23 protein-coding genes and 1 pseudogene are annotated in these 22,399 nt (G+C 70.0%); 7 read left to right on the forward strand and 17 right to left on the reverse strand.

From position 1 onward, the window contains the following. Positions 1 to 49 precede the first annotated feature (49 nt). From OHA05_RS34410 to lexA, 3 genes are all read left to right on the forward strand, one after another. Positions 50 to 1,231, forward strand: a complete 1,182-nt coding sequence (locus tag OHA05_RS34410) for an MFS transporter (protein WP_328862732.1) — start codon at positions 50 to 52, stop codon at positions 1,229 to 1,231. Positions 1,232 to 1,344: 113 nt separating this feature from the next. Then, complete coding sequence (locus tag OHA05_RS34415; RefSeq protein ID WP_328862733.1) at positions 1,345 to 2,031, forward strand: DNA alkylation repair protein; 687 nt, start codon at positions 1,345 to 1,347, stop codon at positions 2,029 to 2,031. 512 nt (positions 2,032 to 2,543) lie between these two features. Further along, on the forward strand, positions 2,544 to 3,233 hold the full coding sequence (gene lexA, locus OHA05_RS34420; RefSeq protein WP_313942309.1) for a transcriptional repressor LexA: 690 nt from the start codon (positions 2,544 to 2,546) through the stop codon (positions 3,231 to 3,233). A gap of 93 nt (positions 3,234 to 3,326) precedes the next feature. On the opposite strand, the gene OHA05_RS34425 is transcribed toward lexA, so the two are convergent. After that, positions 3,327 to 3,539 carry a hypothetical protein gene (locus OHA05_RS34425; RefSeq protein WP_313942308.1) on the reverse strand — a complete coding sequence of 71 codons (213 nt, stop codon included), beginning with the start codon at positions 3,537 to 3,539 and terminating at the stop codon, positions 3,327 to 3,329. A gap of 352 nt (positions 3,540 to 3,891) precedes the next feature. After that, positions 3,892 to 5,154 carry a serine hydrolase domain-containing protein gene (locus OHA05_RS34430; RefSeq protein WP_328862734.1) on the reverse strand — a complete coding sequence of 421 codons (1,263 nt, stop codon included), beginning with the start codon at positions 5,152 to 5,154 and terminating at the stop codon, positions 3,892 to 3,894. Positions 5,155 to 5,430: 276 nt separating this feature from the next. Here OHA05_RS34430 and OHA05_RS34435 point away from each other — a divergent pair, with 276 nt between their 5' ends. Beyond that, a complete protein-coding gene (locus tag OHA05_RS34435; protein ID WP_328862735.1) occupies positions 5,431 to 6,039 on the forward strand; it encodes a GOLPH3/VPS74 family protein in 609 nt (202 codons plus the stop codon). A 62-nt stretch (positions 6,040 to 6,101) separates the two neighbouring features. Here the strand turns inward: OHA05_RS34435 and OHA05_RS34440 are convergent, their stop codons facing one another. The 9 genes and pseudogenes from OHA05_RS34440 to OHA05_RS34480 form a co-directional block, all read right to left on the reverse strand. Then, positions 6,102 to 6,635: a GNAT family N-acetyltransferase gene (locus OHA05_RS34440; protein ID WP_328862736.1), complete on the reverse strand. Its 534-nt coding sequence runs from the start codon at positions 6,633 to 6,635 to the stop codon at positions 6,102 to 6,104. A 51-nt stretch (positions 6,636 to 6,686) separates the two neighbouring features. Continuing rightward, complete coding sequence (locus OHA05_RS34445; protein WP_313942305.1) at positions 6,687 to 7,028, reverse strand: hypothetical protein; 342 nt, start codon at positions 7,026 to 7,028, stop codon at positions 6,687 to 6,689. 115 nt (positions 7,029 to 7,143) lie between these two features. Continuing rightward, positions 7,144 to 7,341, reverse strand: a pseudogene (locus OHA05_RS34450) (helix-turn-helix domain-containing protein); the annotation flags it as partial. 60 nt (positions 7,342 to 7,401) lie between these two features. Beyond that, positions 7,402 to 8,337, reverse strand: a complete 936-nt coding sequence (locus OHA05_RS34455; protein WP_328862737.1) for a DUF5996 family protein — start codon at positions 8,335 to 8,337, stop codon at positions 7,402 to 7,404. Between the two features lie 67 nt (positions 8,338 to 8,404). Then, positions 8,405 to 9,436, reverse strand: coding sequence for an aldo/keto reductase (locus tag OHA05_RS34460; RefSeq protein WP_328862738.1), 1,032 nt, complete (start codon positions 9,434 to 9,436; stop codon positions 8,405 to 8,407). Positions 9,437 to 9,544: 108 nt separating this feature from the next. Further along, complete coding sequence (locus OHA05_RS34465) at positions 9,545 to 10,483, reverse strand: NADP-dependent oxidoreductase (RefSeq protein ID WP_328862739.1); 939 nt, start codon at positions 10,481 to 10,483, stop codon at positions 9,545 to 9,547. Positions 10,484 to 10,766: 283 nt separating this feature from the next. Beyond that, positions 10,767 to 12,170, reverse strand: a complete 1,404-nt coding sequence (locus OHA05_RS34470; protein WP_328862740.1) for an amidase — start codon at positions 12,168 to 12,170, stop codon at positions 10,767 to 10,769. Between the two features lie 296 nt (positions 12,171 to 12,466). After that, positions 12,467 to 12,853 (reverse strand): hypothetical protein, encoded by a 387-nt coding sequence (locus OHA05_RS34475; protein ID WP_328862741.1) that lies wholly within the window; start codon positions 12,851 to 12,853, stop codon positions 12,467 to 12,469. A 135-nt stretch (positions 12,854 to 12,988) separates the two neighbouring features. Then, positions 12,989 to 13,891, reverse strand: coding sequence for a LysR family transcriptional regulator (locus OHA05_RS34480; RefSeq protein ID WP_328862742.1), 903 nt, complete (start codon positions 13,889 to 13,891; stop codon positions 12,989 to 12,991). Positions 13,892 to 13,992: 101 nt separating this feature from the next. On the opposite strand from OHA05_RS34480, the gene OHA05_RS34485 reads away from it, so the two are divergent. The 3 genes from OHA05_RS34485 (at position 13,993) to OHA05_RS34495 (ending at position 16,060) form a co-directional block, all read left to right on the forward strand. Further along, positions 13,993 to 14,832 carry an oxidoreductase gene (locus OHA05_RS34485; RefSeq protein ID WP_328862743.1) on the forward strand — a complete coding sequence of 280 codons (840 nt, stop codon included), beginning with the start codon at positions 13,993 to 13,995 and terminating at the stop codon, positions 14,830 to 14,832. Positions 14,833 to 15,026: 194 nt separating this feature from the next. Further along, a complete protein-coding gene (locus tag OHA05_RS34490) occupies positions 15,027 to 15,449 on the forward strand; it encodes an ester cyclase (protein WP_328862744.1) in 423 nt (140 codons plus the stop codon). A 71-nt stretch (positions 15,450 to 15,520) separates the two neighbouring features. Continuing rightward, positions 15,521 to 16,060 (forward strand): winged helix-turn-helix transcriptional regulator, encoded by a 540-nt coding sequence (locus tag OHA05_RS34495; protein ID WP_328862745.1) that lies wholly within the window; start codon positions 15,521 to 15,523, stop codon positions 16,058 to 16,060. A 52-nt stretch (positions 16,061 to 16,112) separates the two neighbouring features. On the opposite strand, the gene OHA05_RS34500 is transcribed toward OHA05_RS34495, so the two are convergent. From OHA05_RS34500 to katG, 6 genes are all read right to left on the reverse strand, one after another. Further along, positions 16,113 to 16,550: a glutaredoxin domain-containing protein gene (locus tag OHA05_RS34500; RefSeq protein ID WP_328862746.1), complete on the reverse strand. Its 438-nt coding sequence runs from the start codon at positions 16,548 to 16,550 to the stop codon at positions 16,113 to 16,115. A gap of 116 nt (positions 16,551 to 16,666) precedes the next feature. After that, the gene (locus OHA05_RS34505) at positions 16,667 to 17,917 is read right to left on the reverse strand and encodes an acyl-CoA dehydrogenase family protein (protein WP_328862747.1); all 1,251 of its coding nucleotides are present in this window, start codon (positions 17,915 to 17,917) and stop codon (positions 16,667 to 16,669) included. A gap of 177 nt (positions 17,918 to 18,094) precedes the next feature. Further along, positions 18,095 to 18,553: an RrF2 family transcriptional regulator gene (locus OHA05_RS34510; protein WP_313942293.1), complete on the reverse strand. Its 459-nt coding sequence runs from the start codon at positions 18,551 to 18,553 to the stop codon at positions 18,095 to 18,097. Positions 18,554 to 18,653: 100 nt separating this feature from the next. Next, entirely contained in the window at positions 18,654 to 18,875 is a 222-nt protein-coding gene (locus tag OHA05_RS34515; RefSeq protein ID WP_313942292.1) for a helix-turn-helix domain-containing protein, read from the reverse strand. After that, a complete protein-coding gene (locus OHA05_RS34520) occupies positions 18,875 to 19,372 on the reverse strand; it encodes a DUF2975 domain-containing protein (RefSeq protein WP_328862748.1) in 498 nt (165 codons plus the stop codon). The genes OHA05_RS34515 and OHA05_RS34520 overlap by 1 nt, the downstream gene beginning before the upstream one ends. Before the next feature lie 236 nt (positions 19,373 to 19,608). Further along, complete coding sequence (gene katG / locus OHA05_RS34525; RefSeq protein WP_313942290.1) at positions 19,609 to 21,825, reverse strand: catalase/peroxidase HPI; 2,217 nt, start codon at positions 21,823 to 21,825, stop codon at positions 19,609 to 19,611. Positions 21,826 to 22,399: the final 574 nt, after the last annotated feature.

Below are 22,399 nucleotides of genomic sequence, written 5' to 3' on the forward strand. Positions count from 1 at the left end.
CGAAAGGTCGGTGGAGTTGTCCGCATCCGGAATCCGCTACCGGGACCTGATGTCTCGTGAGCCACTGCTGTGGGGCCTGGTCGCGCTGACGAGCAAGACTCCGGTGGCCATGGCGCCACTGGCCCTGGTGTTTCTGACCCGGCAGAGCCCGTACGGCTACGCCTTCGGCGCGATCCTGGCCTCCGTGTACGTCCTGGGGGAGGTGGCCGGGGCGCCTCTGCTCGGGACTCGGCCGGGCCGGGGCCGTATGCGGTGGCACCTGTCGTTCGGGCTGATGGCGGGTGCGCTCGCCTTCGGTGCGCTGCCGCTCGCGGTCTCCGCCCCGCCCTCCGTACTGATCGGCCTCGCCTTCGTGGCCGGCGTGGCTCCGGCAGCCTGCCCCGGAGGCATCCGGGCGATGCTGACCCGTCTGGTGGCCGACAACACGGTGCCGCGCGCACTGAGTGCCGAGGCCATGCTGACGCAGATCGTCTGGGCCGCGGCGCCCGGCCTGGTGGTCCTGCTGGCTCTCCAGGTCCACCCCGGAGCCCCGCTGATGGTGGTCGCACTGCTCGCCGCCACCGCGTCGGTCCTGCTGCTCCGGCTCCCGGAACCCGAGGAGCCCGAATCAGCCGGACCGCCGAGCAGGCCGATGACGGCGACCCTGCTCACCGGCTGGCCCGTCTACCTCACCAGCGCGGCCTCCATGGCGATGCTGGCCACCGCCGAACTGGTGCTCCCGGCCCTCCTCGAGGAGCGGCACATCGCGGTGGGGTGGGCGGGGCCGCTGCTCGCCGGCTTCGCATTGGCCGGCGCTGCGGGCGCGTTCTGCTACGGCCTGCGGACCTGGCCCGGCTCGGTACGGACCCAGAGCCTCGTGTTCCTCGTCGGCACCTCAGGGTGCCTCGCTCTGGTCACCGTTCTGCCCGGTGTGACGGGCATCGCCGCCGGCCTTCTGCTGACGGGCGTCCTCCAGGCCGGTGTCATGATCGCGCGCACGCTCAGCCTCCGGGAACGCCTTCCTCAGCACGCTCACGCTGCCGCGTACTCGGTGATGTACGCGGTCGGGGGCGTGGGGTACAGCCTCGCCGCGTCCCTCTCCGCCGTGGTGTCGGACCTGGCGAACGCCTCGGTCGCGATTCTCGGCGGTGTCATGGTCACCCTCCTCATCACCGCGGTCAGCGCCCTGGCCGAAAGCCGCCGCCCCGCGCCCCGGATCCCACACCCGGGCCGAGCCACCGACCCGCACTGACGCGTACCGGAGGCAGACTTCGCGCCCATGGCGGCCGCCGGACCGCGGTGTACGACAGGGGGCCCACCTCCGTCGTAGGCTGCACCTCGCACGTTCTGGGACTGGAGGCTGAGATGGCCGTGACGACGTCGACCGAGACGACGGTGGCCGAGGTGATGGCCGAGCTGGCCACCCTCGAGGACCCGAAAGCACGCGCGGTGAACGAGCGGCACGGTGACGATCACGGCGTGAACCTCAGCAAGCTGCGCGCGGTCGCGAAGCGTCTGAAGACGCAGCAGGAACTCGCCTGCCGGCTCTGGGAGACGGGTGACACCGCGGCGAGACTGCTGGCGCTCCTGATCTGCCGCCCGAAGGCGTTCGAGCGTGACGCATTGGACGCGATGCTGCGCGAGGCGCGCCCGCCCAAGGTGCACGACTGGCTCGTGAACTACGTGGTCAAGAAGAACCCGCACTCCGAAGAGCTGCGTCAGGCGTGGTCAGCCGATCCGGACCCGGTGGTCGCGAGCGCCGGCTGGGCGCTGACCACCGAACGCGTCGCGAAGAAGCCCGAAGGTCTCGATCTCGTGGGACTGCTCGACGTCATCGAGGCGGAGATGAAGGACGCCCCGGATCGTCTCCAGTGGGCGATGAACCACTGCCTGGCGCAGATCGGCATCGAGCACGCGGAGCACCGCACCCGCGCCCTCGCCATCGGGGAGCGCTTGGAGGTGCTCAAGGACTACCCGACGTCGCCGGGCTGTACGTCTCCGTTCGCGCCGATCTGGATCTCCGAGATGGTGCGCCGCCAGGACGCCAAGTAGGTTGCCCATGGCCTCGGCCGGCCGCAGCGGACACCAGCGGCCATAAGGGGCCTCACGCCGCTCCACGGGCTTGCCGGGTGCGGGGCGCTACGGCGATGCTGGGCCCGTGCCGGGGCAGAGGAAGCGGAAGCGACAGCAGCAGGACAGGGCCCGGCGGGACGCTGACCGCTTCGCCCCTGAGGCAGGACGCTGGGACGTGCTGTTCGAGACTCAGGACGCGTCGGAATGGCGTGCGCGGGTTCGGCGCTTGCGAGCAGACGGTGAGCAGATCGACTGGACAGCGATCCGCATGGACACACTCTGCGGGCGGTCGGCTCACCCGACGACCTACCGGCTGAGCCTGTTCGTCCCGGCCGCGGGGCCCGTCGCCGAGGACGACCACCACTGACGGCGGGCAGCCGGACTGCGCCACTCGACCGCGTTCACCGTCCGGCGAAGATCCCTCCTGTTCCCTTTGCGTCACTTGGCGGGATACTGTCCCTGCGTAAAGATCAAGGGCAGGGGTGGGACACATGCATGCAGACGAACCAGCGCGCCGGGGGCGCCCGCCGGGCGGGCAGACGGACGCGGACGGTTTGACGAGCAGGCAGGCCGCCGTGGTGAACTTCATCGAGCAGACCGTGGCCCGCAAGGGATACCCGCCGTCGATGCGTGAGATCGGCGAAGCGGTGGACCTCAAGTCGACCTCGTCGGTCGCGCATCAGCTGATGACGCTGGAACGCAAGGGCTTCGTCGAACGTGACCCGCATCGCCCCCGCGCCTACCGGGTCCGCAGACGCCTCACCTCCGACTCCGGCCAGGCGCCCGCCCCGACCCGTACGCAGGGGCACACGGCCGATGTGCCGCTTCTGGGACGTATCGCGGCCGGACCCCCGATCCTCGCCGACGAATCCGTCGAAGACGTCCTGACCCTGCCGAGGCAACTGGTCGGCGAGGGCGAGCTGTTCGCGCTGACCGTGGTCGGCGACAGCATGATCGACGCGGCGATCCGCGACGGCGACATCGTCACCGTCCGCCGCCAGCAGACAGCCGACCACGGTGACACGGTGGCGGCCCTCCTCGACGGCGAAGCGACCGTGAAACGCCTCCACCGCGAAGCGGGCGAAGTCTGGCTGATGCCGGCGAACCCGGCCTACCAGCCGCTGCGCGGCGACCAGGCACGGATCCTCGGCAAGGTTGTGGCACTCATGCGGCGCTTCTGAGGCCCCCGAGCACGATCGGGCGCAGTAGGCCGCGGTTCGTCGACGAGGGCGACGAGGGTGCGCCGTAGCGGAACATGCAGGGGCGTGAGTTCGTCAGTCGGGCAGCGGAATGCGGATGACGGGGTCGAAGGGGCGCTTGTTGAAGCCGGCGCGCACGTTCCGGCAGTTCGGTGCCGTGCACATGAAGAACCCTCCGACGTTCCTCAGGCTCGTGCGCTCCTTGAGCCAGAGCTTCTCCGGGCCGGTCAGAGGACGGTGCGGTTCGTCGGAGTCGCAGGTGTAGCAGAATTTCGTGTTGCGTGGCACGACACCTCCTGAGAAGGACGGGCAGGCCAAGTGGCAAGCATATGTGGATATGTGAGTGTCAGGCAGCCGTCGTAGCCGACTTTGTCGGCGTTTGCCGCCGCTGAGCAGCGCATCCGGGCGCGCCCCTTGCCGGCAAAGCGCTGCTGTACGGCCTGCCGGCTCACGCCCAGGTTTCCCACCGCGTCCCAGCTCGCCCGGCGGCTCTCGCGCCCTGGACCGACTCGCGGAGCAACCGGCTCGTCTCCTCCGCGCCGATGCGGGCGGCAGCGACGAGTCGGAGACAGCCGTCGGCGTCGTGCTCCCGTGATGCGGCCGGCCCGCCCGGGCCACGGAGGACCCGCCGGCTACCTCGTCAGGGGGTGGGGGAGGGCGTCGCGCTCGGCGTCGGCCGGGTCGGCACCACCGGGAGGTTGTACACGTGGTCCGGAGTCACGATGCGGGTGATCGCCTGACCGAGCAGGGTGCTCGGCTCCTGCTCGTTGTGCAGGATGTCCGTGTTGAGCAGTACCACCAGCGTGGCCTCGGCCTCGGGCAGATACATGGTCAGGGACTCGTACCCGGGCAGGGAGCCGTTGTGGCCGATCCAGCTCTGCACGTTGAAGATGCCGAGGCCGTAGGAGGCGCCGGGGATGTTCGTCGGGGCCGTGTCGAGGCGTTGGGCCTGGGTCGCGGGCTTGAGCAGGGTGCCGGTGGCGAGGATCCGCGCCCACGAACGCAGGTCCTGGAGGTTGGAGATCGCCGCTCCCGCGGCCCAGCCCCACGAGGGGTCCCAGTCCGTGGAGTTCTCGACCTTGCCGCTGAGAGTCTGGTTCGTGTAGCCCTGGGCGTGCGGGTTCGGGAACGTGGCGTCGGTCGCGAGGAACGTGTTGCGCAGCTTGGTCGGCCGCGTGATGTTCTTCGAGATGAAGTCCTGAAGCGGCATTCCGCCCTGCTTCTCCACGACGAGACCCAGCAGGATCAGGTTGGTGTTGCTGTACTCGAACTGAGCGCCCGGCTGGAAGTTCACGGGGTGCTTGAAGGCGTAGTCCAGCAACTGCTGCGGGGTGAAGGGCTGGCGGGGATCGGTGAGGAACGCTTTGACGAAGCCGTCGTCCATCGTGTAGCTGAACAACCCGCTGCGCATGCCCGCCAGTTGGCGCAGGGTGATCCGGTTGCCGTTGGGGACACCGTCGATGTACTTGTCGATGGTGTCGTCCAGCCCGGCCTTGCCCTGGTCGACCAGTTGCAGCAGGGCGGTCACCGTGAATGTCTTGGTCTCGCTGCCGATGCGCATGTTCATGTCGGCGTCCATCGGTGCGCCGGTGCTCTTGTCCGCGACACCGAAGGTCCGCAGGTAGGTCCCCTTGTCGGGCGCCGACACGGCCACCGTCACACCAGGTATCGCCGCTTCGCGCATCACCTGCTGGATGGCGGTGTCCAGGCGCGCGGAGATGGACGCGTCGAGGTTCGGGAAGGTGGAGCCCGGGGAGGTGGAGCTCGGGGAGGGTGATACCGAACCGGAGGGGTCCGGAGTGGGCGCTCCGTACGCGCCTCCGGCCGTTACCGGTATGACCAGCGCCGCCCCCACGGCCAAAGCTACGCACGCCTTGCGCCAACTCTTCGGTGAATGCACCACGGCGAGCCTCCTGCCATCCGATGGCGACAGTCACGTTCAGGCTAGAGCCGTCCCTGGAGTCCCGCGCGGCGGCGCCGACTCGCGGGCCGAGGATGGATGGGGTAAGGCGTCCTCGGCGGTCGTGTGGTGACGGTATGCCCGGCACGGATGCTGTGCTGCTACGCCCGGCACGGATGCAGCGTTGCTACGCCCGGCACTGCACGGATGCGGGTGCCGGGCGTGCTCCGTAAGCTCGGAGGAGGCATCACCGACGACGCACGGGAGGTGAGGCCCTCCATGACCACACCGAGAACGCTGCTGATCGTCGCCATGGACAGCGCCACCAGCGGACCCGTGGAATCCGGCGACCTGTCCCTCGCGCTCGCCGGAGCCGAGCTGATCGACCTTCTGGATGCCCAGGCCATCGGGCTGGACGACGATCGGATCGTTCCCGGCACCGAGCCGGCACCGGCCGATCGTCTCCTGGCCGAGGCCGCCGACTCGCTTGTCCGGGAGAGGCCGTACGAGCCGGTCGGCGACTGGCTGTGGCGCAGAGGCAAGGGCCTCGCCGTTGCCTATACGGCCGCGCTCGAGGAGGACGGACTGGTGACCCGGCCACGCAGCCGCAGTCATCCCTTCCGGGGCGGCCCGCCGGTCGTGGCCGAATCCCCCGCCCGCACCGAGGCGATGGAGCGCTGGGACTCCCGTGAACCGGTCCTCGCAACCCTCGCGGAATCCATTGGCGTGCGTGGCGAGCAGGGCAGTGATCATCCAGAGGTCGCGGACGACTCCGTGGCGACAGTTCTCGCCGGGGTCAACGACGCACTGGTGGAACTCCAGGCCGTACGACAACGGAGGAACATCGAAGAGGCGGCCTTCGACAACGTCTGGCGCGGCCTGGAGTGACGCCGTCTCCGGCCACGCCGGCTCCGACGGCGTCCTTGGCCGCCGGACCGCACGTCAGCCCGTCATGCCGGCTTCCAGTCCTGCGCGAGGAGCCCCAGCAGCACCTCGTCCAGGAACTCGCCCATCACCCAGGCCGACGAGCGCAGCACGCCCTCGCGGACGAAGCCGTTGCGCTCGGCGGAGCGCAGCATCGCGGTGTTGTCCGACAGTGTCTCGATCTGCAGTCGGTGCAGGCCGCGCACGACGAACCCGTAGTGGCACAGCACCGCGACCACGTCCGTGCCGTAACCCTTGCCGCGGGAGGACGGCAGCAGCCCCAACCCGATGTGCGCCGACCGGTTGTGGTTGTCGATGCCCCACAGCGTCGCGGTGCCGACGAGCGCGCCGCCGTCCAACTCGACGACGGAGAACGGGACATGTCCCTCCTCCGTGTCGTCCACGACGAGCCGTGAGTCCTTCGAGTCCGGCGTGATCGGCCGCCACGGCCTGCCGTCGGCCCGTGAGGCGTTGGCCACGTCGTCGTAGAGCTCGGCCCGCAGGACCGGGATGTCGTCCTCGTGCCGGGCCCTGAGCCCGACTTTGCCACCGCTCAGCATGCGAGCTTCCTATCCGAACGGGATCGGCGACAGCAAGCCGATTAGCGGTCGTCACGGCGTTGACCGCTGCTCCAGCGCCTCCAGGAACGCGTGCTCGTCGCGGCCAGGGGGCCGGGGCATCGCGCGCGGGCGACGGACGCCGAGAGGGCTGAGTTCGAAGACCAGCCGTCCCAGCGCAATGAGCGTGCCCTGCCCGAAGACGAGGATCAGCCATGCCCCGTCGTGCCAGTACCAGCCCTCGGTCCAGGGTCGGGTGATCACCGCTGCGGCGATGAGATGCGAGACGGCGATGATGATGCCCGCCCGTCGCCGCCGGGGACAGAGGAGCGGCAGTATCGCCCAGAGCGTGGACGCCAGCAGCATCACGGGGGCGACGAAGGGCAAACCGGACATGGCGCACCTCGGAATCGGTGGAGAGTGCCGGCAACGATCACACCGGCGGGTCCGTGGCACCAGCCCGGCGCGATATCGCCCCGATCACGATGCGGCGTCAGGACACCGCCACCGGTCAGTCGGGTGGCAGGTCCGCCAGTGCGTCACGCAGCGCTGCGCGGGAGGTCACGCCCAGCTTGGGGAAGAGCTGGTACAGGTGGGTGGAGACGGTTCGCGGGGAGAGGAAGAGCCGTTCGCCGATCTGCTTGTTGGTGAGGCCCGCGGCGGCGAGCTCGGCGATCTCCCGCTGTTGCGGGGTGAGTGACCCGGATCCGGCCGCCGATGTCTCCGCCGCCCCCCACCGCTTCTCGGCCGCCCCAGGACGGGCAGGATCTCAGGAGCGGATCACGGGATCGGTGACACCTCCGGGGCAGGCACGGCGGTCGATGTCCCAGTCGGCGAGGTCGGCGGCGGACCGGTAGACGCACTCGAAGAAGTCGAGAACGGTGTCCCGCGGGTTCGCGCTGTTGCGGACGTCCTCGTAGTCCAGCGTGGCCAGATGACTGCCACCGCGTTCCATCCACCGCGCGGTCTCCGGACGAAGAGGACGCTCGCCGAGCCCGCCGGGCTCGGGCGCCGCGTACGAATAGAAGGCCGGCCGGGGGTAGGAGTCGTCTCCGAACCAGAAGCCCGAGCTGATGACTTCCCGCGAGTACGCCTCGCGGGTCACCGGGTCGACACTCGCCGGCTGGTCGATGACACGGTCCGAGAACCGGGTGACCGCGATGTCGAAGGTGTGCCAGAAGTGGTGCACCGGGCTGACCTTCCCGGAGAACCCGGCGGAGAACTCCTCCAGCACCAGATTGACCTGACTGAGCACCTGCCAGTAGCGGTTGACCCAGTACGGGTCGTACGCGGTGTGCTCCGTGTCGTCGGCGAACGCTCGGCGGGCGTCGGGGAGGTCGAAGGGGTGGGGGTGCGCGATGGTCGCCGCCGCGCCCACCGCGCGCAGGGCGTCGAGCGTCTCGCGATAGAACGACGCCACGGACCGCCCGGCGAGCGGGAACGAAGCGGTCAGGCCGTCGAGCGAGTGCGCCGTCAACCGGTGGTCGACGAAATCGAAGTCGATCGTGAAGACCGACGTGCCGTAGGCCCCGCCCATGGGGCGGGTCGTGATGCCCCGCCCCGTCAGATGGAACGGAACATTCCACCAGTGGTTGCGCCGTACGCTGCCGGCCAAGCGGATCTTGCCGACGATCTGGGTGAACCGGTGCAGTGTCTCTTTGGAGTCTTTCCACTCCGACAGTGGAAGTGCGGGAAACAGGTCCACGGTGTGCCCCTACGCTCGTTGTGCTGTGCCGCTGCACGGCTCGGTCGGTCGATGGGTGTGCTGTACGTCAGCGGCGCCGCAGCGCCTTGTCGGAGAGCGCCGGCGGTGTGTAGTACGAGTCGTCCCGGTTCAGGTCCGTTCCCGGAGGCACGATCTCGTCGATCCGGTCCAGTACGTCCGCGCCGATCTCCACGTCGGCACCCTTCAGCAGGTCCTCCAGGTGCGCGGGCGTCCGCGGGCCGATGATGACGGAGGTGACGGCCGGGTGTGAGCGGACGAACGCGATGGCCATGTGCCGCAGCTGAAGGTCCGCCTGGTCGGCCACCTCCGTCAGATCCGTCACGGCCTGCAGTTTTGCCGCGTTGCCCGGGCGCGACGGGTCGAACTTGTTCTGCTCCATCGCCGCGCGGCCGCTTCCCGCCGAGAGGTCGACGTCCGAGGGCTTGCCGTACTTTCCGGAGAGCCAGCCCGCGCTGAGCGGACCCCAGGTCAGCACGCCCATCCCGTAGCGCTGGGCCGTCGGCAGCACCGAACCTTCGACGCCCCGGGCGAGGATCGAGTACGGCGGCTGCTCGGTCCGGAAACGCACATGACCCCGCCGTTCGGCCGTCCACTGGGCCTCGACGATCTGTTCCGCCGGAAACGTCGAGTGGCCGATGGCGCGGACCTTGCCCGCCCGGACGAGATCGGACAGGACGGACAGGGTCTCGTCGATGTCCGTGTGCGGGTCGGGCCGATGGACCTGATAGAGGTCGATCCAGTCGGTGTTCAGCCGCCGCAGGCTGTTCTCGACGGCCCGGGTGAGCCAACGCCGTGAGTTCCCGCTGCTGTTGGGGTCCTCACCCATCGAACTGTGACCCTTGGTGGCCAGCACGACGGAGTCCCGGCGCCCCTTGAGTGCCTTGCCGACGATCTCCTCCGACTCGCCCTGGCTGTAGACATCGGCGGTGTCGACGAAGTTGATCCCGGCGTCCAGGGCGCGGTGGATGATCCGCACCGATTCGTCGTGGTCCCGGTTGCCCCAGGCGCCGAACATCATGGCGCCGAGGGCGTATTCGCTCACCGAGATGCCTGTGCCGCCGAGGATCCTGCGCTTCATCAGAGCTGTTCCTTGTCTCGAATGCGGGAGTGCCACCGCGATGGCGGATGTCGTGCTGTGCCCGTGGCAGCCGGGGCGCGCCCCGTGAGAGCTGGAAGGGGGAGCGGGTCAGGGGAAGGTGACGACGACCTTGCCCCGAATGTGCTGGGTGGCGAAGTCGTTGACTGCCTGCGCGGCGTTCGCGAAGGGGTAGCGGGCGCCGATCTCCACCTGGAGCCGTCCGTCCGCCGCGCGTGCGGCGAGATCGTCGAGCTCCCCGGGCTGCGCCTGGAACGAGCCGATGTAGACGGACTCGACGTCACGACCGAGGTCGGCGGGCCCGTACAGCGGGGACACCAGCCGGCCGCCCGGGCGGGCAGCGCGTGCCGTACCCGCCAGCCCGTCACCCGAGTTCACCAGGTCGATGACGACGTCGACACCGCCGGGCACCAGACGCAGCACCTCCTCCACCACATCCGTCCGCCGGTAGTCGACGGTGTCGTCGGCACCGAGGCCACGCAGATACTCCGCGTCCTCCGCGGTCGACGTGGCGATCACGCGGGCTCCGATCGCGTGGACGAGCTGCACGGCGAACATGCCGATACCGCCGGTCGCCCCGATCACCAGCACACTCTCGTCGGCCGTCGGCCGTACGGCCCGCAGCAGATTCACCGCGGTCAGACCGGATTCGGGGATCGCCGCCGCGTGCTGACTGTCGAGACCGGCGGGACGCCGGGCGAGCAACGGCCCGGACGACGCCACCGTGTACTCCGCGACGGCGCCCGCGCTGCCCCCGGTGAAGACGAGCACAGGATCGCCCGCAGAGTAGCGAGTGACGTTCTCGCCGACCTCGACGACGGTCCCCGCGGCGTCCATGCCGACCACCAGCGGATGGTCTGCCGGGTAGCTCTCCTTCGCCGCGCCGGTGATGAGCATCAGGTCGAGCGGATTGAGCGCGGCGGCCTCGACCTTGACCAGGACCTGGTCCGGTCCGGGCGTGGGAGTGGGGTGCTCGGTGACGGCGACCTGGTCCAGCGGAACGTAGTCGGGCGCGACAAGGGCTCGCATCGGGTTGCTCCCTGACGTGGCATGAGGAGCGACCTCGGCGTACGCGGCGGCTCCGGGGCACCCGGTGTGAGGGCCCTTGTCTCTTCTACGCGGCCGCCCGGGCTCAAGCGAGGAGCGTGACCGTGGGAGGGGCCGAACGGGCGTCGTCCATCCACTCCTGGCCACCGGGGTTCCGCTGTGGTGAGTGCCGACGCTCGTCCGGACGGGAGCACCGGACAAGGGCCGGGACAGGGGGAGGGCGGGAGGAGGCCCGCCAGGCTGGAGGCCCCCCGTTCATCAGCCCTCAGGCGGGGAAACCGGGCGGTGTCCGACCGCCCCAGGGGCGAGCCGTCTCCAGTTGCGCGGAGAGCGACAGCAGCGTCGGCTCGTCGTCCCGACGGCCGACCAGCTGCACCGCGAGTGGCAGGCCGTCGGCGGAGAAGCCGGCCGGTACCGAGGCCGCGGGGTTGCCGGTGACGTTCCACAGCGCGCAGTAAGCGATCATCGGCATCGCCCGCAGCGCGGCCCGCACCGTGCCCGTGCCGCGCAGTCGCCCGGTCGCGGGCGGCAGACCCGCCATCGTCGGGGTGAGCAGCACATCGATCCGCTCGAAGACTCTGTTCGCCTTGGCGGCGGTGCGCTCGCCCTGTGCGAGCGCCCATCGAGTGACGCGCGGACGGACCCAGCTGCCGAGGCGGACCGTCTCACGGGTCCGGCGCTCCAGCCGGCCGTAGTCGTCCATCGCGAAGGCCTCGGTCCGCAGACCGGCGAACCACTGCGGTACGAACGCGGCCGTCGGGTCCGGGTAGCGCGGGTCGACCTCCTCGACGTGGTGGCCCAACTCCGCCAGCAGCGTGGCGGTTTCCTCGACTGCCCGGACGACCTCCGCCGCCGGCCGTACACCGACGGAGGCCGACTTGGTCGACCAGCCGATCCGCAGCTGCCGGGGTTCGGTGACGGCGGCGGCGAACGAGGTGGCCGGGTCGGCGGCGCGGAACATGTCGCCGGGCAGCGAGCCGCGGATTGCGTCGTGGACGAGTGCGGAGTCCAGCACGGAGCGCGTCAGGGGGCCGAGCACGCCCAGACCCCACCAGAGGTGGGGATGCGGTGAGGTGCTGACACGGCCGCGTGAGGGCTTCAGCCCGAACAGGCCGCAGCTGGCGGACGGGATCCGGATCGAGCCGCCGCCGTCGCCACCGATGGCGGCCGGGACCAGGCCGGCCGCGACGGCCGCGGCAGAGCCACCGCTGGAACCGCCCGGCGAATGCCCGGGTGCCCAGGGGTTGAGCGTGGCGCCGTGCGCCGAAGACTCGGTGAACGGGAAGAGGCCGAACTCGGGCATGTTCGTCTTGCCGATGACCACGGCCCCGGCTGCGCGCAGCCTGCGCACCACCTCGCTGTCGGCTGCCGCCGGCCGGCTGTTGGCCGCAGTTCCGAACGTCGTCACCTGGCCCTCGACGTCGTTCTCCTCCTTGATCGCGACCGGTACCCCGTGCAGCGGGCCACGGTCGGCCTGCGGGGTCCCGTCCCGGCGGTCGGCCTCGGCGAGGGCCTCCTCGGCCATCACCACGGTGAACGCCGTGAGGCTGCCGTTGTGCCGTTCGATACGGGCGAGGTGCAGCTCGGTGAGTTCACGAGCCGACACGTCCCCGGCGCGGACGGCCTTCGCCTGTCCGGCGACACCCGCATAGGCAAGATCGTCAGTCATGGCGGGAAACTACATCCGTTCGGGGGTGGGGAGAAGGGCAGAAACTGCGCTCCCTTGCGGCAGCCGAGCCGGGCGGTCACCCCGGACGCGAGCTGCTGTGTGCGGCCGTCGCGGTTCGGTGAACGCGGTGAGCGCACCGAACCGCCACGAAGCACCTGTCCGACGAAGCACCTGTCCGAAGACCGGTGACCTGCTCGCCGGCCCACGTCCTGCCTGCGGAGCCGGTTGCGGCAACGAGCCGCATCGACCGCGCTCCGGCCCATGGGAGTCCGGGGGCGCGGCGGCCAGTCGCCAGGTCAGTCCTCGGTGAACTCCTTCTGCGAACAGACCTCGCCGGGCCCGTTCCAGCACAGCTTCAGGAGGTACTTCGCCCCGTAGGGAATCACGTTGTAGTCGAAGTAGCCGCAGCCGGAGTCACCGCCGTCCTCCTTCGTCTCCTTGAGCTGCCAGCCCGCCAGGTAGACGTACAGCTTGCCGGTGACCCCGTGACCGTCCGCACGCGTGTCGCAGACGCGGAACGTGTCCGGGTCGGGGTCGAGGTGGGTCATCGTGCCGATGGTGTGACCGCCGCGGGACAACCGCAGTGTGGTGTCGGCCGCGGCGGCAGTCCCCGACGCCGCGGCGACAAGCGTGATCGCACCGACCGCGGCGACGGCGGCACGGGCCCCGTAGATCTTCCTCACCGAAACTCCTTGTGAAGTGTTCATGCTGAATTGATCCACGTCACCGTACCGGGAAGCCAAGAGCGGTCGGTGCGCCGGGTGTTGGCCGCCGGTGAGGGGACTGTCGCTCTGCTTGCGGCTTCACGCGAGGACTTGTCACCCGGACCGGGTGAAGTCCGTGGCCGCGGCCATCTCGGTGACCACATCGAGCAGTCTGTGCAACGCGGGGGAGTCGTTGCCGGACAGCCACACCATCTCGGTGGGGACGGACTCCCCCGTCAGGGGTACGAACACCACACCGGTCCGGCGCAGATTGCTCGCCGACCGTGCCAGCCGCGTCACCCCGACACCGGCCGCCACCAGTCCGAGCAGGCTCTGCACGCTCGCGTCGCGCCGCACCACGTCGGGAGTGAATCCGGCCGCGCGGAAGGAGTCGTCGAATGCCCGGTGCCAGGGTTCCCACGAGCTGCGCGGGGTCAACACCCAGTGCTCGCCCGCCAGCTCACCGAGGGTCAGCTCCGCGCGCTGTGCGAGCGGGTGGCCCTCGGGAAGGACGGCGCACACCGGCTCGCTGACCAGCGTTCTGGTCTCGAGGCCCTCCACCAGCGGAGGCCGTGTGAACGCGACGTCGTAGCGCCCTTTGCGCAGACCCTCGACCAGAGGGGCGATCGTCGTCTCCTCCGTCGCCACGTCGAGTCCCGGCAGTCGTCGTCTCACGGCCCGGACCACCGGGGGAAGCAGATAGTTGGTCGTGGTGGCGAGGAAGGCGAGTCGGAGACTGCCGAGCTCGCCGCGTGCGGCTCGTGCCACGACGTCCATCGCCTCGTCGGCCCGGTCGAGTACCGCACGGGCCTCCGGGAGGAACAACGCCCCGACGGCGGTCAGGCTGGTGCCACGGCTGTCGCGGTCGAAGAGTCTCACCGCCAGCATGCGCTCCAAGAGGCTGATCTGCTGGGACAGCGACTGCTGGCTGATCATGAGCCGCTCGGCGGCGCGTGTGTAGCTGGACTCCTCGGCGACGGCGACGAAGTACCTCAGCTGCCGAAGATCAGGGGTCACAGGCAGAGCCTACAGCGACGACAGGCAGCCGGTGTTGGACGCTCCTCGCGCCTCGGAACAACCATTGACCTCGACAGACACCACGTTGAAGGGCATGGCTGATGACGATGAGCACGCAGGACCGCGTCTGGTTGATCACGGGATGCTCGGCCGGGTTCGGCCGGGAGATCGCGCTCGCGGCGCTGGCCGCCGGAGACCGGGTCATGGCCACGGCGCGCCGCCCGGAGACCCTCGCCGATCTGGCGGACACCGGGGGCGAGCGGATCAGTACGGCAGCGCTGGACGTCACGGATCCCGCCTCGGTCCAGGCCGCGGTGGACGCGACGCTCGCTGTGTTCGGCCGCATCGACGTCCTGGTCAACAACGCCGGATACAGCGTGATCGGGGCTGTGGAGGAGACCTCGATGGAGCAGCTGCGCGCGATGATGGAGGTCAACTTCTTCGGTGCCGCGGAACTCACGAAGGCGGTCGTCCCCCTGATGCGGGAGCAGGGCTCCGGGACGATCGTGCAGATGAGCTCCCTCGGCGGCCGGATCACCTTTCCCGGCATGGGCGGCTACCACGCGACGAAGCACGCGCTCGAAGGGCTCAGCGAGTCGCTCTCGACCGAACTGGCTCCCCTGGGCATCCGGGTACTGCTGGTGGAGCCGGGCATGTTCCGCACCCGGATGAGCAGCAGCCTGCAGTTCACCCCCGAGATCCCGGGCTACGAGGCGACCTCGGGCGGGCTCCGGCAGCTGGTCACGGGCATCGTGGGCACTGAACCCAACGATCCGGTCAAGGGCGCCGCGGCCATCCTCGAGGTCCTGGACGCCGAGAATCCGCCGCTTCGCCTCGTACTCGGCGGGGACGCGGTCGACGCGCTGCGTGAGCACGACGAGTCGCTGCTGGCCGACGTCACCGCATGGGAGGCCCTCAGTCGCTCGACTGCGGTGTCCTGACCCCTGAGCAGCACAGATGCGGTCGGGACCGGCCAGGGTCCAGATGTCCAAGCCAGAAGGGTTACGTTTGCTTTCCCAACCCAGCTTCCGGGACCGTCGGCCCTCCGCCCTAGGGCGTGGTCGACGAGGAGTTCCTGGGGCAGCGGCTCCTCCCGGCCCGCCCCCGGCCCGGGATCGCGAAAGGACCGACCGGCATGACGAAGCCCTCCGCCGTGGACGCCGTGCACAACTTCTTTGCGCACGTCTGGCAGGCCCCGCAGAACTACGACGCGATCGATGATCTTGTGGTCGAGGACTTCGTCCTCATCACCGGCGGCAGGCGCGTCGAGTCCCGGGCCGCCTTCAAGGAGTGGGCACGGAACTTCGGTACGGTCATCGACAATCTGGAGTTCGAGGTCGTCGAGTCGTTCGCGAACCACGACGGTTCACGCGTGGCCTCCATGTGGCGCCTGACCGGCAACAACAACGGGGCCCTTCGAACCACCCCCGACGGGGCGCCGATCGAGATGACCGGCACGGCGGTGTGGGCGGTGCGCGAGGACGGAAAGCTGCTGTGGAACCGCGTCGAGCGCAACGCGTTCGAGGTCTACCAGCAGCTCACGAACGGTGCGGCGTAGTCTCGCCGCAGCTCGCACACGGCGCACTCGCGCCCGGCGCACGGACAGGATTCGGATACGAGGCGATGCATGTGGACACGACGACGGAAGCGGCCGCGGATGAGCCGGGCGCGCGCCGCGAGGTGTGTTCCATCCAGCGCAGCCTGGACATCCTGGGCCAGAAGTGGGCCTTCCTGATCGTCCGCAACGCGCTGCGCGGCACCACCCGGTTCTCCGACTTCCGCAAGGAGCTGGGCATCCCGACGGACGTGCTGAGCGCGCGCCTGTCCACCCTGGTGGACGCGGGAATCTTCGAGCGCGAGTCCTACCAGGAGACCGGATCGCGCATCCGCCACGCGTACCGGCTGACCCGTCGCGGCCAGGAGCTCAAGGTCGTCCTCGCCGCCTTGCAGCAGTGGGGCGAGGAGAACCGTCCCACTCCCGGCGTCCCGGCCACGTACATCCAGGAACGCGGCGGTGGCAACGTCCAGGTCGCGATGCTCGACGAGGACGGGCACGTCCTCGACATCGACGACGTACGCCTGGTGCCGGCAGAAGTGGCGCGCGGAATCCGGTCGCGGGCAAGCGCCGGAACGCACCCGGTCGACGAGGCACGTCCGGGACAGGGCTGAAACTGCGGGACGGTGAGGGTGACGTCGCGGCGTCGGGCTGCCCCGCTCCCCGTCAGGCGGAGGCGTCGAGCTGTTCGCGCACCCAGGCGGGGTCGGGGTTGACGTGCGGCCGGCCGGCCACGAAGACCGTCGGTACGGTCTCATTGCCGTCATTGACCGCTCGCACCTCTGCCGCGCCGGCCGGATCGCGCCAGATGTCGACCCAGTGCACCTGGCGGGTGCGCCGGCCCAGCCGGATGCGCATGCGCAAGCAGTACGGGCAGCCCGGCCGCCAGAAGACGATCGGCCGGCCGTCGACCGCGCTGCGGCGCTGTGCCTCCAGCGCACCGATGGACCTCGGGAAGATCAGCGGGGAGTGCGCCGCTGCGAGCAGCACGAACAGCAGGAGGAGCGCTACGGCGGTGCCGGGGCTCCCTCCGAGGAGCAGCCCGGTCGCCACGACTGAGCCGCAGAGCACGAACAGCAGTGGCGAAATCCAGGCGCGCGTCATGACAGCAGAGCCTAAGGGCTGTCCCATGATTCCCCCTCGCCGCGTCCGGAGTGGCCCCGCCCCAGCACTGTTCGCCGGCCGGGACGGGACGACAGCGGAGCGGTCGTCGCAGCGCGTCAGACACGCGCCGTGAAGGGAGGGCGAGCGCCGTTGAGGAAGTGGTCGCCGATGTCGCGCAGTCGGTGGGAGGAGGGCGTCTGCGCCGTCAGTACCCGCGCGTTGCGCCAGAACCGGTCGAGGCCCGTGCCGCCGTCCAAGTCGTCCGCGTCGGCGGTGAGTTCCAGCAGCCGCGTGGTGGTGTGCACGGCGGTCCTGCCGGTGACGGCTTCGGCGGCGGAGACGAGCACGGCGACGTCCGCGTGATGGTCGACGCTCAACTCCGGCCCCAGCGCCACCGCATCGGCCAGTGCCTGCGTCGCATGCTCGACGACCGTGGCGGAGGTGTGGGCGCCGATCGCCAGTTCTCCGTAGGCAAGGAGGAGGTACGGATCGTCGCTCGGCCGCTCGGCGTACGCACCGCCCATCGTGGTGGCCGCCGGGACGGGCGGTGCCGTACGGCTGATGTCCCGCGCCTCCGTGAGAGCTCCCTCGGTGAGCCCGAGCGCGACATGAGCGAGCAGGAGCCGAAGGGCGAGCGGCGCGAGGGCGCTGAAGGGGGATGTGGTGTGCTCGTCGCGGGGAAGGGCGCAGAGCACATGATCCGCGCTGCTCACCGGCACATTGTCGAAGTCGACGCTGCCCGCGCCCGCCAGCCGCTGACCGACCCGCTCGCTCGCCGCCTCGACCAGGACGCCGGGATGCGCCGGGTCCACGAGCACCAGCAGTAAGTCACCCGTCTTGGCACACGTCGCGCCCAGGATCAGACGGTCGGCGACGGTGACGCCCGCGGCAAAGCTCCTGCGGCCGCCCAGCACGTACCCCGTGCCCGTCGGCGCGAGCATGAGGTCGGTGGGTGAGCCGGCCGGGATGTCGATGCTGCCGCCCAGCAGCCAATGCTCCTCGGCGACCCGCGGCTCATGACGACCTGCGGTGTCGGCGGAGCCGAAGAAGCGCGTGCTCCACGCCAGGGCGTAGTGGCGGGCCAGGAGTTCGCCCATGGAACTGTCGGCCGCCGCTATTTCGCGGACCACGGCGCAGGCGGTGCGCCAGTCGGAGCCCTGTCCTGCCGTGCGGGTGGGAGTGAGCAGATCCAGGAGACCGGCTTCGCGCAGTCGCTCGACCTCGTCGGTGGGGGACTTGCCCGCGCGTTCGCGTGCGATCGCGTCGGTGGCGAGATCGTCCGCGAGTTCCCGGACGATGCGCGGCCACGGTGTCTCCTCCACCGGAGTCGGTGGGAGCGACTGCCCATCGGCGGACTTCTTCGGCACTACGCATCCTTCCCCGGCCGGGCAACAGGATCGGCGTTCTCCCGCGGTCCCCTGATTCCTAGTATTCCTACTGGATTAGTAGGGATACTCGCAGAGGTGGTGCCCGGGCCCAAGAGGACGTTCAGATGGTGGACAAGTCGATCCGTGTGGTGAGCGGTTGGAGCTGCGGTCGGACCGTCAGGGGTTCGTCCAGGCGGCGGCGTCCTCGGCGAGGGCGGACACCCTGGTGGGCAGTTCGGCCGATGCGACGTCGGCCAGCGTCACGCCTTCGAGGATCTCGCGGACGTTCGCCCGGAGCGCGATCCACAGCGGCAGCAGCGACTCCGCGGGACCGGTGTAGGACAGTTCCGGGGGCCGCACGCCGCGTACCGAGACGAGGGGCCCGTCCACGGCGCGGATCACGTCGGCGATGCTGATCGATTCTGCGGGCAGCGCCAGACGATAGCCGCCACCGCCGCCGCGCCGGCTGGCCACGAGGCCGCCGCGGCGCATGTCGTTCAGGATGCCCTCGAGGAACTTGTGCGGAATGCTCTGGGCGTCGGCGATGGCCTCCGCCTTCAGCGGTCCGGCGTCCCGGAACGCGGCGAGTTGCAGCGCGGCGCGTACCGCGTAGTCCGCCCTGGCTGAGATCCGCATGCGGCCAGATTATCCCGCACCGGCCGGGCCGGTGCCGGGCATCGCCGCTCCGGGGCGGCAGTCACCCGCGGCCGGCCGAGCCGGCCGCCGATGCCGGGCGTCAGACGTCTGCGGTGTCCTTGCACTCCCAGCGCAGCAGGTCGCCCGGCTGGCACTCGAGCACCTCGCAGAGCGCGGCGAGCGTCGCGAAGCGCACCGCCTTGGCGCGGCCGTTCTTGAGTACTGCCAGGTTGGCCGGCGTGATGCCGACGCGGTCCGCGAGCTCGCCCACGGACATCTTCCGCCTGGCCAGCATGACGTCGATGTCGACGGCGATCGGCATCAGATCACCTCTGCCAGCTCGGCCTGCATCCGCGCGGCCTCGACGTCACGCGCGACGGCCTGGCCGAGCAGCATCCGCAGCACCAGCACGATGAGAGCGACCCCCAGGGCCGCCATGACGCCCCCGCCCAGCAGGAGGACGATGCCCGGTGGGACGGCCTCACCCGGCGCCAGGACGACGCCGAGCGCGAACAGAAGCAGAGCGGCCGCCACGATCGCGCCGATCACGATGTGGACGTACCGGAAGGCGGCGTCGGAGAAGACGGTGCCGCGTCGGACCATCGTCACGAGCCGCCACACACAGACGAGGACGACCTGGACCGTCACGATGCCCAGGACGGTGATCACCAGGAACGGGTTACGGAGGTGCGCGACGTCCGCGTCGAGGCTCTCCATGTCGATGGCCAGCAGCGGCACCATCACGGCCTGGACGAACACCGAACCGGCGAGCAGGCCCACGAGTACAGCCCGCAGCGCAAGGACTGTCAGCTTTCCCATCACGTCTCCTTCAATCGAGCAGCGATGGAAATCTATCGAGAAACGATAGGCAGGGCAAGTGGTGGGCCGCCAAACGATGGTGGGGCTGCCGGCACCTGCCGCCTGAGCGCCGCTCGGGCAGGGCGCGCTCGTGTGAACGACGGGAGGGGCTCACAGCCGGCTTGGCCGTGAGCCCCTCCCGTCGTCCTGGGCCGGCCCGCTCTCGTACGAGCACGAGCCGACCCGGACGCCTTCGATCAGACGAGGTCGAACCGGTCCAGGTCCATGACCTTGGCCCACGCCGCGACGAAGTCGTTCACGAACTTCTCCTTCGCGTCGTCGCTCGCGTAGACCTCCGCGAGCGCGCGCAGCTCGGAGTTCGAGCCGAAGACGAGGTCGGCACGGGTGCCGGTCCACTTGACGGCGCCCGAGGCGTCACGGCCCTCGAAGGTCGTCTGGTCGCCGGAGGTCGACTTCCACGTCGTGCCCAGGTCGAGCAGGTTGACGAAGAAGTCGTTGGTCAGCACGCCCGGGGTGTCCGTGAACACGCCGTGCGAGGACTGCCCCTGGTTGGCACCCAGGACGCGCAGACCACCGACGAGGGCGGTCATCTGCGGCGCGCTCAGGGTGAGCAGGTTGGCCCGGTCGAGCAGCAGGTACTCGGCCGGCAGGCGGTTGCCCTTGCCGACGTAGTTGCGGAACCCGTCGGAGGACGGCTCCAGCGCGGCGAACGACTCGGTGTCCGTGTGCTCCTCGGTCGCATCCACACGGCCCGGCGTGAAGGGGACCTCCACGTCGAAGCCCGCGTCCTTGGCGGCCTTCTCGACCGCGGCGGCACCGCCGAGGACGATCAGGTCGGCCAGGGAGACCTTCTTGGCGCCGGAGTTGAACTCCGACCGGACGCCCTCCAGGACGCGCAGGACCTGCGCGAGCTGGTCGGGGTTGTTGACCTCCCAGCCGTTCTGCGGCTGCAGACGGATACGGGCGCCGTTGGCACCGCCGCGCTTGTCGCTGCCGCGGAACGTCGAGGCCGACGCCCACGCGGTGGAGACCAGCTGCGAGACGGTCAGCCCCGACTCCAGGAGCTTGGCCTTGAGCGCCGCGGCTTCCGCGGCGTCGATGGCCGCGCCCTCGGCCTGCGGCAGCGGGTCCTGCCACAGCATCGTCTCCGCCGGGACCTCCGGGCCGAGGTACAGGGACTTCGGGCCCAGGTCACGGTGGGTCAGCTTGTACCAGGCGCGGGCGAAGGCGTCCGCGAACTCGGCCGGGTTCTCGTGGAAGCGGCGCGAGATCGGCTCGTAGATCGGGTCGAAGCGCAGCGAGAGGTCGGTGGTGAGCATCGTGGGCCGACGCTTCTTCGACGCGTCGTGCGCGTCGGGGATGATCTCCTCGGAGTCCTTGGCCACCCACTGGTTGGCGCCGGCGGGGGACTGGGTCAGCTCCCACTCGTAGCCGAAGAGGATGTCGAAGAAGTCGTTGCTCCACTGGGTCGGCTTGGTGGTCCAGGTGACCTCGAGACCGGAGGTGATGGCGTCGCCGGCCTTGCCGGAGCCGTGGGTGGACTTCCAGCCCAGGCCCTGCTCCTCCATGGAGGCGGCCTCGGGGTCGTTGCCGACGGCCTCGGCCGGGCCGGCGCCGTGGGTCTTGCCGAAGGTGTGACCACCGGCGATGAGGGCGACGGTCTCCTCGTCGTTCATCGCCATGCGGCGGAACGTCTCACGGATGTCGCGGGCCGCCGCGATCGGGTCCGGGTTGCCGTTCGGGCCCTCCGGGTTGACGTAGATGAGGCCCATCTGGACGGCGCCGAGCGGGTTCTCCAGCTCACGGTCGCCGGTGTAGCGCTGGTCGTCGAGCCAGGTGGTCTCGGGACCCCAGTACACGTCCTCGTCGGCCTCCCAGACGTCGGCACGGCCGCCGGCGAAGCCGAAGGTCTCGAAGCCCATCGTCTCCAGCGCGACATTGCCCGTGAGGATCATGAGGTCGGCCCAGGAGATGGACTGGCCGTACTTCTTCTTGACCGGCCACAGCAGACGGCGGGCCTTGTCCAGGTTGCCGTTGTCCGGCCAGCTGTTCAGGGGGGCGAAGCGCTGCTGGCCACGGCCGCCACCACCGCGGCCGTCGCTGATGCGGTAGGTGCCGGCGCTGTGCCAGGCCATACGGACCATCAGCGGGCCGTAGTTGCCGAAGTCGGCGGGCCACCAGTCCTGCGAGGTGGTGAGCACCTCGGCGATGTCACGCTTCACGGCCGTCAGGTCGAGAGCCTGGAACGCCTCGGCGTAGTCGAACTCCGCACCGAGCGGGTTGGCGACGACCGGGTCCTTGGCAAGGATCTTCAGGTTGAGCCGCTCCGGCCACCACTGGCGGTTGCCACCGCCCTGGGTGGGGTGCGCGGCGCGGTCATGTGCGACCGGGCAGCCGCCGCCGGTGCCCTCCGTTTTCGCGTCGGTGACGATTGCGTCGTGGTTCTCGGACATGGAAATCCTTCCGGAGGGGGCGGATCGCTGTGCTCAGGAACTGCAGTGGATGGATCGGTCGGGATACAGGCCCCGGTCGGTCACGTGGACCTCGTGAGCCGAGAGGCCGTGGTCGCCGCAGGCGGTCGGTCTCACCGTCCCGCGGGCCGCTCGGCCCTTGCCGACGACGACCCGAAGCGCGGTCTCGTACCGGGCCCGCGGGCAGGTTCGGCGCACGCTGCCGGCCGGGGTGCGTCCCGCCGCGACAGGCGCGTGCAGGGCTTCGCACGAGGCCGGGGTGTGATGCCGCTCACGCGGTCGCTCGTCCCGGAGGGGTCGGAGGGAGTCGTCTCGATGGGAGGACGGTCGCCGTTCCGCCGGTCTCGGGGAGCGCCACGCAGACGGCCGTCACCTGCGCGCCGGCCCGGCACAACCGCTCGGCGGTGGTCGCGTCACGTCTTCTCTCCTGTCCTGCGGGAACAGTCGGGAGCAGTCCTGTCCCTTGGCTATTGCCGGAACCGATCCTACGATGGACAGAGTCCAGGTCAACAAGTGCGCCAAGCTCGTATTCAATCGGAACCCTGGCGTCCGCCGG

The sequence above is a fragment of the Streptomyces sp. NBC_00306 genome (genome assembly GCF_036169555.1).
Classification (GTDB): Bacteria; Actinomycetota; Actinomycetes; order Streptomycetales; family Streptomycetaceae; genus Streptomyces; species Streptomyces achmelvichensis.